8 protein-coding genes are annotated in these 12,237 nt (G+C 42.6%); 5 read left to right on the forward strand and 3 right to left on the reverse strand.

Translation table 11 applies throughout. The features are described 5' to 3' along the window. Positions 1-357 precede the first annotated feature (357 nt). Positions 358-1,008 (forward strand): response regulator, encoded by a 651-nt coding sequence (locus AY606_RS12870; protein WP_067869355.1) that lies wholly within the window; start codon positions 358-360, stop codon positions 1,006-1,008. Positions 1,009-1,105: 97 nt separating this feature from the next. Here the strand turns inward: AY606_RS12870 and AY606_RS12875 are convergent, their stop codons facing one another. Continuing rightward, positions 1,106-1,873, reverse strand: a complete 768-nt coding sequence (locus AY606_RS12875; RefSeq protein WP_067869358.1) for a hypothetical protein — start codon at positions 1,871-1,873, stop codon at positions 1,106-1,108. A 418-nt stretch (positions 1,874-2,291) separates the two neighbouring features. Further along, on the reverse strand, positions 2,292-5,783 hold the full coding sequence (locus tag AY606_RS12880; protein WP_067869360.1) for a hybrid sensor histidine kinase/response regulator: 3,492 nt from the start codon (positions 5,781-5,783) through the stop codon (positions 2,292-2,294). Positions 5,784-5,966: 183 nt separating this feature from the next. Here AY606_RS12880 and AY606_RS12885 point away from each other — a divergent pair, with 183 nt between their 5' ends. The 4 genes from AY606_RS12885 (at position 5,967) to AY606_RS12900 (ending at position 11,169) form a co-directional block, all read left to right on the forward strand. Further along, the gene (locus AY606_RS12885) at positions 5,967-6,293 is read left to right on the forward strand and encodes a DUF485 domain-containing protein (protein WP_067869363.1); all 327 of its coding nucleotides are present in this window, start codon (positions 5,967-5,969) and stop codon (positions 6,291-6,293) included. Between the two features lies 1 nt (position 6,294). Beyond that, positions 6,295-8,010 (forward strand): cation acetate symporter, encoded by a 1,716-nt coding sequence (locus AY606_RS12890; protein ID WP_067869366.1) that lies wholly within the window; start codon positions 6,295-6,297, stop codon positions 8,008-8,010. A gap of 321 nt (positions 8,011-8,331) precedes the next feature. Next, positions 8,332-9,024: an ion channel gene (locus AY606_RS12895; RefSeq protein WP_067869369.1), complete on the forward strand. Its 693-nt coding sequence runs from the start codon at positions 8,332-8,334 to the stop codon at positions 9,022-9,024. Between the two features lie 174 nt (positions 9,025-9,198). After that, complete coding sequence (locus AY606_RS12900; RefSeq protein ID WP_067869372.1) at positions 9,199-11,169, forward strand: glycine betaine transporter; 1,971 nt, start codon at positions 9,199-9,201, stop codon at positions 11,167-11,169. Positions 11,170-11,232: 63 nt separating this feature from the next. Here the strand turns inward: AY606_RS12900 and omp33-36 are convergent, their stop codons facing one another. Next, a complete protein-coding gene (gene omp33-36 / locus AY606_RS12905) occupies positions 11,233-12,129 on the reverse strand; it encodes a porin Omp33-36 (RefSeq protein ID WP_067869374.1) in 897 nt (298 codons plus the stop codon). Between the last annotated feature and the right edge of the window lie 108 nt (positions 12,130-12,237).

Here is a 12,237-nt window from a genome sequence, read left to right on the forward strand (position 1 = left end):
TAAAATATCGGAATATGGTTATTAATCAGCACCTGCGATAGCCTGTAAACTAAGCAAATACAGAAAAGTTATCTGATTTTGAGATATACAGAAAACTGTCATGAAGTAAGCTTTAAGGAAGCGTTAATTATTTGATTTATAGATTTATATTGATTCTTAATAAGTATTTTGCTTTATGCGATAAAATTTATATGAAAAAGTGATGAGGTTTAAACAAATTAAGAAAATACAGAGTTTTGCTAATTTCTTATTGCGAATATGAGTTTAAATGCAAAAATAGTGAGATCTTGCATATCCTTAAATGCGTGACTATGGTTAGAATAGAAACCACTGTGCACAAAATCCTTCATGTCGCTTATGAATATTTTAATCGTTGATGACCATCCGTTGTTTCGTCATGCCTTAATTCAGGCCGTTCGTTACAGCTTACCGCAAGCTCAAATTCAAGAAACGGCTGCAGTAAATGAGTTGTATGAACGCTTAGATAACGGACCAGAACCGGATTTGGTCTTATTGGATTTAAATTTACCAGGCGCTTCGGGCTTTTCAGCTTTGGTTCATGTACGTGCACAATATCCTTCAATTCCGATCATTGTGGTTTCTGCACATGAAGAAACTTCAATTATTCAACGCGCGATTGCGCATGGTGCAATGGGCTATATTCCTAAATCTGCCCATCCAAGCCATATTGGTGAGGCAATTCGCCAAGTGCTGGAAGGTGATATCTGGTTACCGCCAAACTTGCCTGCCAATCTGAATTTTGATCCACGTGCAGCAGATGAAACTGCACTGGCAGAACGTATTCAGTCGCTGACACCGCAACAATTCCGTGTATTGATGATGGTGGCTGAAGGCCTACTGAATAAACAGATTGCTTATGAGCTTGATGTTTCTGAAGCAACCATTAAAGCGCATGTCACGGCTATTTTCCGTAAATTGAATGTGCAAAACCGTACGCAAGCCGTATTGGCGATTAGTGCTTTAAATATTGAAGAAAAGAGAATGTGATTTTCTAGACAGCACACTGAATGAAAAAAGGCACTTAATGAAAGTGCCTTTTTGTTGTGAGCAGTGTTTTGAAATTCAAAGTATTGAGCGCTTTAGATTAGGCGACATAGCTTTGTCTGGGCGTATGGTCGGTGCAAAATAGTGGATTTAATGCACATTGCAGATCATCAATTTGCTCTTGAGAAACGTAGGCTTTCTCTTTCAGGTATTCAGCCACACTGTCATCGCGCAAACTTAAAAATGCTGCATCATATACACCTAAATCGACAAATAGGGCCGCGGTTTCCAGGCTGTTAAAACGGTCTAAATAGACATCACTGCCATACAGCAGGAAAATATGATCTTCATTGGCATGGGCATTGACACCTAAGCGTTGTGCCAATTCCAAAGGTGGGGTTTTAATAAAAAGCAGATCCGACAATTCATCAAACTGGGTGGTATCGAGCAGGTTCTCATCGGTTTTGACTTTTCCAAGCCATGCTTTAAACACCAGCACCGCACCCCCGCGCAATAACATGCTCCAAATCTGGTGACGTACTGGGTCGGTTAAGTCTTTAGACTCGGCTTTTAAGGATTCGATCAGCTTCTCTTCCTGTTCAGCGAGTCGATCAAATAGACCCAAACCTTGCGGTTTATAGGCGGCAGGGCTGAAAACATCAAAATTCAACTCATCGAATACTTGTAATGCCAGCGGAACAGCACTTTGATACAAGGTGTTGAGTGCCTGAATGTGAGTATCTTTTAAGTGGCTGGGCTTAAATAATTCCGTCCATTGAATTTCAGGTAACAGGGCATTGACACCATATTGACGGTAAAATTGTTGCGATGGATCTACGCCATAGCTTGCGGCTTCAGAAATGTTCATCTTAAACTCCTGTATTTTTCTATGATGATCAGTTTCTTGGGCAGACTTTTAATGTGCGTACTGATAGAGCGATTAAACTGATCATTTGTTGCTCTCATATATGAGCCAGGAAAGCGACGAACGGAATACGACTAAAGTTATAGAGCGCAGTTTTATCAGAAAAATACGTATTAATAATAATGTCTTGTAAAATTGTAACTAATTATACAAGTGTATATTTAAATTTTGATGTTCTTTGCCATAGAAAATATCGGGTTGGAGTTTTTGGTCAATCTAACAGCGCTTAAACGCAGACTTTTTGAACAGTTTGGCCTAGAGGAAAAATTAAAGAGCCAGTACGGGTAATTAGGGGTGTATTTATGTAAAAAAACGTCCATTTCAGCAAAGTGAAATGGACGTCTGATTTTACCATTCAGGTTTAATCACTGGAAATTTTTAATCCGGATAACCATGAACGAAGCGATGCCGGTTTTAACGGTTTTTTCAGCAGCACAATATTCATTTCTTTCAAATATTGTGGAAGATCAGGATCAGAATCTGCAGTAATCAGCGCCACAGGAACCTGTTCCTGACGGTTTTCCTGAATGAAATCGAGACCGATTTTACCGTTATTCAAATGCTGGTCGACCAGCCATACCTGAATATTTTCTTGCTGAATCAGTGCTAGCGCCTGTTCAGGTTCAGTCGCTTTAAACACTTGATAGCCCCATTTGGTCAGCAAGGTCGACATGCCTTCCAGAATGGTTTCATCATTGTCCAAACATAAAATTTTATAGGCTTTGCTTTTCAGTGGAATTGCCTGAACCGGTGTTGCCACCACTTTTGGCGCTTCTACAATCGGGACTTCAATCATGAAGCAAGAGCCTTTGCCATATTCGGAATAGACATGTACTGGATAGTCCAGCACGCTGGTCATGCGTTGTACAATGGCCAGGCCGAGCCCCAAACCTTGTTCACCCCAAGGTGAGGTATGACCGCAGCGCTCGAATTCCTGAAACAGCTTAATCCGTTGTTCTTCAGCAATCCCCGGACCGGTATCCCATACCCCAATCCGAATATGGTTGGGTTTTTCTGCAGAACGCAGCACACCGACAATCACGCGACCTTTGGCGGTATAACGTAAGGCATTGCTGACGAAGTTTTGAATAATACGGCGAATCCATTGCGGATCGGTATCAATCCAGAATTTCACATCATGTACACTGAATTTAATCCCGCGTTGCGCAGCAATCGATTTAAATTGCAGTTCTAGATCACTCAGTAAGTCATGCAGCGGATAAGATTGGCGTTTTGGCTGAATCGTACCGCCTTCCAGACGCGCAATATCCAGCAGGGCAGACAACATGCTTTCTGCACCATACAAGGCACGATCAAGCTGTTGTAGGGTCTTGCGGTCTTCATCGGACTGCACACTTTGTTCTAAAGCTGTACTGAACAAACGTGCAGCATGCATTGGCTGTAATAAGTCATGACTGGCCGCTGCAATAAAGCGACTTTTTGACATATTGGCCCGGTCAGCTTGTTCGCGTGCCAGTTGCTGCTCGGAAAGCGCATTGGCAAGCTGCTGGGTTCGATCCTGAACGCGTCCTTCTAGCACCGCTTCATTTTCACGGAACGCGGTAATATCGGCAAAAGTGGTGACGAAACCGCCGCCTTCAATCGGATTGCCGCGCATCTGAATCACCCGGCCATCTTTACGAATCCGTTCAAATTCATGCGCACTTCCCATCGCCATCCAGTGAATCCGTTTCCGTACATGTTCTTCAACCGAACCCGGACCGCATTCACCGCGTTCTGCGTTATAGCGAATTAAATCTGCAATGGGACAACCGACATAGACAATGTCTTTTGGATAATCGAACAGTTTCAGGTATTGATTGTTCCAAGCCACCAGACACATATTTTCATCCACCACGCTGACCCCTTGGGTCATATGGTCAATCATGGTCATGATCAGGTTCTGGTTAAAACGCTGCCATTGTGAAGCTTGATCCAGAATATTTGCCACCTGACCCAAAGCTAAACCATTATTCACCATTGCAGTGGTGAGCAGAGTACGGGCAGAAGCTGAACCGATGGTACCGGCAAGATATTGCTCGGTGAAGCGCCACCACATGCCATTGGCACTGCTGTTTTCATTCAGAATGACATTGTTTTGCGCACAGAATTGACGGAAAGCTTGGGTCGTAGGACCTTCACCGGTAATCCGTTTGGCCAAGGCAATTAAATCTCCGACTTTCAGACGCGCCACATCATGATTAAGGTAGCTAATATCAGCCGAGCTGGTGTGTGCAGGCAAGGGCTTGGTTTCATAATAGAAGAAGCTTTCTGCCTGAATCTGTTCTGCAATACTGGGACGGAAAATTCGAGAGACCCAAATATATAACAGGATATTCAGCCCTAAAGACCAAACTACGCCATGCGTCAGTGCGGCAAAAGACTGAAAACCGAGCAAAGCTTCTGGCCGTAACCAGTTAATTTCCAAAGGTCCCAGACTCAGGAATTGTTGGGTAAACTGGCTATATTCAGCAGGTAAGCTACGCAGTATGGTCGGTAACAGTAAGGTATAGGCCCATATTGCAAAGCCGGTAATCAGACCTGCATAAACCCCTTGTTTACTGCCGCCACGCCAGTACAGTCCACCAATCAGGGCAGGGGAGAATTGTGCCACTGCACTAAATGCCAGCAAGCCAAAAACAGAAAGTTGGTCGATGTCATTAAAGAAATGGAAGAACAGAAACCCCAGTAACATGACCGCTAAAATACAGACGCGACGGGTGAATTTCAGGACCAGAGGTAGACGTTTGTCGTGACGAGAAAGGATACCGGTGCGCCAGAGGGCGGGCATAATCAGGTCATTACTGAGCATAATCGACAAGGCGACTGATGACACCAGCAGCATACCGGTTGATGCGGAAAAACCGCCCAGAAAGGCCAAAAGTGTTAACCATTCCTGATTATAACTGAGCGGCAAGGACAGAACGGCAACATCGGGAATGGCTAAATAGTGCGGTGCGGCATGTAATGCCCAGCTGGCAATTGGAATAATCGCGATGGTGGTCAGAATCAGATAAGTGGCAAACCAGCGACGTGCCCCACGAATATGTTTTTCATCGCGTAGTTCAACTACAGCCACATGGAATTGGCGCGGCAAACAAATGACCGCCAAGGCTGCCAATAGTGTTTGTACCCAAAACGTTTCCGGTACACCAAACAGTTGAACTTCTTTAAAGGAATCAGCTACATCACTTGAAATTTGTTTTAAATTTTCCGGAGAGTCAAACACAAAAAATAAGGCAACACAGAGCAAAGCAAACAGTTTAACAAAGGACTCAAATGCTACCGCCAACATTAAACCGCCATGCTGTTCGGTATTGGCTATTTGCCTTGTTCCAAAAATCATGGCCAAAATGGCCAATATCCCTGTTAAGAACAGCACGCCATTGGTGGTGCTTTCCATCCCCGAATCCTGCTGTAGAATTACTGCAGCACTTAAGGCAATCGCTCGGAGCTGCAGAGCCAAATAGGGAATAATCGCGATAACGGCAAGAATGGTGACCAGGGACGCCAATGTCCCGCTTTTGCCATAACGGGCAGCAACAAAGTCGGCAATTGATGAAATTGCATGATGCTGACGCACTCGACCCAAGCGCCGCCAAATATCGTATCCAACCCCGACAAAGATTAAGGGCCCTAAATAAATTGGCAGGAAAATAATGCCTTCACGAACAGCGGCACCGGTCGCGCCATAGAATGTCCAGGATGAACAGTACACCCCTAAAGTCAAACTAAAGAGTAGCATACGCCCACGAGTACTCAGCCGACTGGCATGTTTTTCCCCATAAAAAGCGCAGATAAAAAGTAATGCGATATAGAGGGCAAGTACCCCTATGATGAGCCAGCTGTTCATATTGCCTACAGTGTAAAACTATAGCGTAATGATACCCCATCTGATAATCTCACGGTTTTAATTGATCATTTTTTAACGACCAAAGTCTAAATTACAAGAACGTATGATTATTGTTACCTTGCGTTAGTAATAATTCGAATTAAAAAATAGTCAGCCCATGGCTGGGCTAAAAGGAGTGTGATTATGGATGAAGTACAAGTAGATCGAATTCTACAAAATCCAAAGTTTAAGGAAATGGTTGCTAAAAAAAGTCGTCTGAGTTGGACGCTGACTGCAATCATGCTGTTTGTCTATGTTGGTTTCATGCTACTCGTCGGTTATAACAAAGAATTCCTAATGAGTTCTTTTGACGGTGGTGTGATTACTTGGGGTATACCACTGGGTCTAAGCATCATCGTATTGTCATTTGTACTCTGTGGTGTGTATTCCTATATTGCCAATAATAAGTTGGATCCATTGACACAAGATGCAATGCGAGAAGTAGAAGCAATTGCTAGAGGAAAGCAATAATATGAAATGGAATTCATTTAAGGCTCAAGCTCTTATAGCCTCTACGCTACTCATGTCGGGTATGGCCATGGCTAGCCCAGATTTGGGAACAGCCGAACAGCAACCAACCAACTGGCATGCGATTATCATGTTTGTGATTTTCGTTGCTTTTACTTTGGTTATTACCAAATGGGCAGCGAAGCAAACCACCAGTACTGCAGACTTCTATACTGCCGGTGGTGGTATATCAGGTTTCCAGAATGGTTTAGCGATTGCCGGTGACTATATGTCGGCTGCGTCATTCCTGGGTATTTCTGCATTGGTGTTCAGTTCAGGTTTTGATGGTTTGCTTTACTCACTCGGTTTTATGGTGGGCTGGCCAATCGTCTTGTTCCTGGTGGCTGAACGTCTACGTAACTTGGGTAAATTTAACCTATCTGACGTAGTGTCTTTCCGCTTGGCAGAAAAGCCGGTGCGTACCTTAGCTGCAATCAGTTCACTTGTGGTTGTTGCGTTCTACCTAATTGCTCAGATGGTGGGTGCAGGACAGCTCATCAAACTGCTCTTTGGTTTGAACTACAACATTGCTGTTGTCATCGTGGGTCTATTAATGATGGCTTATGTGATTTTCGGCGGTATGCTGGCAACCACTTGGGTACAGATCATCAAGGCAGTAATGTTATTGTCTGGTGCGACTTTCATGGCATTTATGGTTATGAAAGGTGTGGGCTTTAGCTTCACTGAAATGTTTGAACAGTCGATTCAAATCTTCTCTAAAGTACATGATGTAAGCTTGGCTGAAGCGGGCAATATCATGGGACCAGGTAAGTTGGCAGCCAATCCTCTAGATGCTATTTCACTCGGTCTGGCATTGATGTTTGGTACTGCAGGTTTGCCTCATATCTTGATGCGTTTCTTTACTGTAAAAGATGCTAAAGAAGCTCGTAAGTCAGTTGTTGTTGCTACAGGTTTCATTGGTTATTTCTACCTTTTAACCTTCATCATTGGTTTCGGTGCGATCCTTTATGTATCGAATAACCCGCAATTCCTTGATGTGGCAAAAATGGCAATGACCGGCAAGTTAGAACTTGTTGGTGGTAACAACATGGCTGCTGTGCATTTGTCTGATGCACTCGGCGGCGACTTGTTCATGGGCTTTATTTCAGCAGTAGCATTCGCAACGATTCTTGCTGTAGTTGCAGGTTTGACCTTGTCTGGTGCTTCAGCAATTTCACATGACTTGTATGCAAACGTATTCAGAAAAGGACGAACGACTCCTGAATCTGAACTCCGTATGTCAAAAATCGCGACTTTAGGTCTTGCAATTTTTGCCATGATTTTGGGTATTTTGTTCGAGAAGCAAAACGTTGCCTTTATGGTCGGTTTGGCATTCTCTGTGGCTGCATGTGCCAACTTCCCCATACTGGTACTGTCCATGTTCTGGAAAGGCTTAACCACGCGTGGTGCGGTTATTGGTGGTGTTGTGGGTCTAGGTCTTGCAGTACTGTTGATTGTACTGTCTAAAGCAGTATGGGTAGATACATTAGGTATTTCCGATACGCCAATCAACCCATTCAATGGTCCTGCACTCTTCGCTATGCCATTGTCATTCTTCTGCTGCTGGTTGTTCTCCGTGACTGATAATTCAGCACGTGCACAAGCAGAGCGTAAAGCATTTGACGCGCAGTATGTTCGTTCAATGACAGGTATTGGTTCATCAGGTGCATCTGATCACTAAGACTTAAAATTGCAATGATAAAAAAGTCCCTAAGGGGACTTTTTTATTGTCTAGAGATTCAATATATGATTTATCAATAAATTATTGATACAGATGTATGGGTATTATTTAACGCTGGTTTTAAATTTTTCACCTGAGAGAATTTCTTGGTTAAAAATCAGCTGAGCAGCATGGGTAAGTGAATTTTATCGAAAATTTTCATACAAATGTGTTATTCGTCTGCTCGAACATTCATGCTAAGTTGATCCGATCAAAAACAAAGAAACAGTATGACCGACAAAAACAATGATCAACAAAAATAGCAATTTCTTGGAGTGATGAATGCAGGCGTTTATTCATGTTTGGAAAATTTTCCGCTTATTACCTTCAGCCTGGCTGATCCTGCTGCAATTTATCATTTTAATATTATCTGTCATCGGTAATCATAGTGTCACTTATCGAACCTTGACCTGGCTGTTGGGTGTTCTTGTTTTACTTGTCATTGCCAAAGTCATTCGACAAACACCCATGTTTACGATTTTAGGTCTAAGTTTTGTCAGTGGGGCGGTAATTTTTTCTTCAATGATTTTATTGGGGCTGGATCAGCCCATGATTCAGGTGATCGCTCATGGTTTCGAGGCTGCCGCCTATTTTAGTGCTGCCTATGGTTTATTGCGCTATATGTTTGAAGACCGTTACTTAACTCAAGATGAGCTATTCGCTGCCGGTGCAGTATTTACGCTGCTTGCCTGGGGTTTTGCCTTTTTATATAACATTTGCCAGCTTTTGCTACCGGGTAGTTTTCACAATCCGAATATGACCGGCTTACAAACCTGGCTGAATTTACTGTTTTTAAGTTTTAGTTTGCAGTCGGCAACCGGTTTGTCTGATTTAATGCCGATGAGTGCGCCTGCACGTGTATTGGCCATGTTGCAAATGTTTGTGGGTGTCATGTACTTGGCGCTGATTGTTTCGCGTTTAATCGCCCTGCAATACATTGCACACTTGCCCAATCGGGATAAGAATCAGAAATAATCTGAAGTTGTGGCCATATTACAGGAATGTAACTGCACCATGCATGTCATTAATTTACGCTATGTTTGAGTTTTAATTTTGTTCTACTTAGCTCGTCTTTTATTTATCTTTCGATAAATGCTTTATTTGACCGTTTGGTCTGTCCCATTAATTAAAATATTAAATGGAGGATATATGCCTTCCAAAAATCCGTCCTGGTTTGCTAACGTCAATCTAAATGTGTTTTTGAGTACCGTCGCTATTATTTCTATCTTTCTGGTCGTGGTTATTTTAGCCCCAAACTCATTTGAGCTGATTACTAAGCATCTCAATAAATGGGTGACAGATTCTTTTAGCTGGTTCTATGTATTATCGGTCGCGATATTTCTTATTTTACTGATTTATATTGCGTTATCAGACATGGGGGAAATTAAACTGGGTCCCGATCATAGCCAACCCAGTTATAGCAATGCTTCCTGGTTTGCCATGTTATTTACCGCAGGCATGGGGATCGGTCTCATGTTCTTTGGGGTTGCCGAACCGGTCATGCACTATGTATCACCACCGCAAGGGGCGGGTGAAACGATTCAAGCTGCACAGCAGTCTATGCGCGTGACTTTCTTTCATTGGGGCTTTCATGCCTGGGCAATCTATACCGTTGTGGGATTAGCACTGGCCTATTTTTCTTATCGCCACAATCTGCCACTCAAAATTCGTTCTGCTTTATATCCGATGATTGGTCAAAAAATTTATGGTCCTATCGGGGATACAGTCGATACCTTTGCCACGATTGGAACAGTTTTCGGTGTCGCTACTACCTTGGGTTTTGGGGTGACGCAAATTAATTCGGGGCTGAACTATCTGTTTGGAATTCCACAAGCCGCAAGCACCCAAGTGATTCTGATTGTTATAGTCAGTGTAATGGCTTCAATGTCGGTATTTTTAGGCTTAGATAAAGGGATTAAACGCCTATCTGAACTGAATCTAATTTTGGCGCTGATTTTATTGCTGTTCGTGTTTTTTGCCAGTTCATCTATTTATTTACTCCAGACCACCATTCAAAATGCGGGACAATATGTCTCAAATTTATTTGCGATGACCTTTAATCTCTATGCCTATCAACCGAATGGCTGGATTGGTGGCTGGACCATTATGTACTGGGCATGGTGGATTTCATGGTCGCCATTTGTGGGCATGTTTATTGCCCGGGTATCCAAAGGACGCAGTATTCGTGAATTTATTGTCGGTGTCTTGCTGATTCCGACCGGCTTTACCCTGATCTGGATGGGTTTTATGGGAAATGCCGCGTTATATAGCATTTTGCATGAGGCCAATCATTCTCTGGTTCTGGCAGTTCAACGCGATTCATCGGTCGCACTCTTCGAGTTCCTGCATAGTTTGCCTTTTTCCAGCGTCATGAGCTTATTGGCCACTGTTCTGGTGGTGCTATTTTTTGTGACTTCTGCAGATTCAGGTGCACTGGTGACCGACTATTTAACTGCAAAATCTGAAAATTCTCCCCTTTGGCAAAGACTGTTTTGGACCGTGCTGATGGCGGTATTGGCGATTGTTTTATTGTTAGTCGGTGGATTAGGTGCATTACAGTCAGCCACCATGATGAGTGCCTTGCCGTTCACTTTTATTATGCTGTTTATCTGTTGGGGTTTATTAAAAGCCTTGCGTTTAGACGTGACTAAAATGAATGCCTTACAAGAAGCACGCATTACCCCGCGGGCGATTCAGAACCCACGCAGCTGGCAGCAGCGTTTAGGTCTGATTATGCATTATCCGCATACTGAAGCAGAGGTGAAACAGTATATCGAAACTGAAGTATCCCAGGCTTTTCAAAGTGTGCAAAAAGAATTTCAACGGCGTAAGCTGACTGTGAGCATTCGTTCGATTACTGATGGCTTGGAATTGAGAGTCGATCACCATGATGAAATTAATTTTATCTACCAAGTGGTGATACGCGAAACAGTTCCACCGAGTTTCATGCCGCAAATGCCGTCGAATGAAATAACCTATTATCAAGCGGAAGTCTTTTTAAGAGAAGGTGGTCAGAATTATGATGTGATGGATTGGACTTCAGATGATCTATTACAAGATATTATTGATCAATATGAACGCCATTTACATTTTTTAAGTTTGGTTCGGACTTCTGAATAAATCCAGAAAATAAAAAAGGACACATAAAGCGTCCTTTTTTTGAATTCTTTTTCTAATTAAAAATTAGAAACGGAATTTAGCATTAACACCAACAGTTTGAGTGTCACGAACTGTTAAATCATTTGCTTGAGCTGATTCATAGTTAGCATTTACATAAGAAGCGCCAACTGCAACAGCAGGAGTGATGAAGTAATTTACGTTCGCGCCCCAAGCAGAGTCTGGAGAACCATCAAAGCTAGATTCCATGTAAGAAGCAGCAACGCTTAATTTAGGGGTAATAAAAAGAGTAGTACCTAGGTTGTAAGCAGTATCTTCACCATAAACTAAACCAGATTCAAAACCGATAGACATGTTAGTACCGTCAATCGCACCTACGTATTTAGTACGTGCAGTGATTGCATCTTGATCATCAGCAATTGTGTTGGTTTCAAGAGCAGCTTTAGCAATACCGTTATTCATGATATTGAAAGCATCAAGAGAAGCTTGGTCAGCAACACTGGTATAACCCACTGCAACCAAGAAGTTAGGGATTACAAGAGCACCCAGTTCTAATGCATAACGGTCGCCTTGGTCATCGGCTTGACCGCCTTTACCATCAAGCTTAGTGTGGTTATAAGACGCACTTGCATAGGCAGGAACAAATCTAGTTGGAATATAAGCTTCAGCTTTAGCACCATAAGTGTGGGCAGTAAAGTCAGTTTCATCCGCATCAACGTCATATTCGCCATAGCTATAAGCTACAGAAACGTTAGACGCCTGATTTAAAAACGCTGCTTCAGCCAATGGACCTTTTGAAGAATCAACATTTTTAAAGTAGTAAGTACCTTGTACAGCGCCAGTAAAGTTTTTGTCATTTACTGTATTGTCGATGTATTCAGATTGACCTTGTACTTCGAATTGGTACGCTTGAGCACCGGTCATGGCTAATAATAAAGCAGTGGCTAAACCGAGTTTTTTCATAATAATTACCAGTTCTGTTAAAAATGGATTAAACAGTAGGCATTGTATTGTAACAAAACATTAAGTCAATGAACTAAAAGAACATTATTTTATTGAGCTTTTACTCTA

Origin of the sequence: Acinetobacter sp. SFB, from assembly GCF_001647545.1 — a bacterium.
GTDB lineage: Bacteria > Pseudomonadota > Gammaproteobacteria > Pseudomonadales > Moraxellaceae > Acinetobacter.

Bases quoted from the DNA above. Each gene is read 5' to 3' on its own strand.
- AY606_RS12870 (WP_067869355.1), top strand. From the start codon at position 358: ATGAATATTTTAATCGTTGATGACCATCCGTTGTTTCGTCATGCCTTA.
- AY606_RS12875 (WP_067869358.1), bottom strand. From the start codon at position 1,873: ATGAACATTTCTGAAGCCGCAAGCTATGGCGTAGATCCATCGCAACAA.
- AY606_RS12880 (WP_067869360.1), bottom strand. From the start codon at position 5,783: ATGAACAGCTGGCTCATCATAGGGGTACTTGCCCTCTATATCGCATTA.
- AY606_RS12885 (WP_067869363.1), top strand. From the start codon at position 5,967: ATGGATGAAGTACAAGTAGATCGAATTCTACAAAATCCAAAGTTTAAG.
- AY606_RS12890 (WP_067869366.1), top strand. From the start codon at position 6,295: ATGAAATGGAATTCATTTAAGGCTCAAGCTCTTATAGCCTCTACGCTA.
- AY606_RS12895 (WP_067869369.1), top strand. From the start codon at position 8,332: ATGCAGGCGTTTATTCATGTTTGGAAAATTTTCCGCTTATTACCTTCA.
- AY606_RS12900 (WP_067869372.1), top strand. From the start codon at position 9,199: ATGCCTTCCAAAAATCCGTCCTGGTTTGCTAACGTCAATCTAAATGTG.
- omp33-36 (WP_067869374.1), bottom strand. From the start codon at position 12,129: ATGAAAAAACTCGGTTTAGCCACTGCTTTATTATTAGCCATGACCGGT.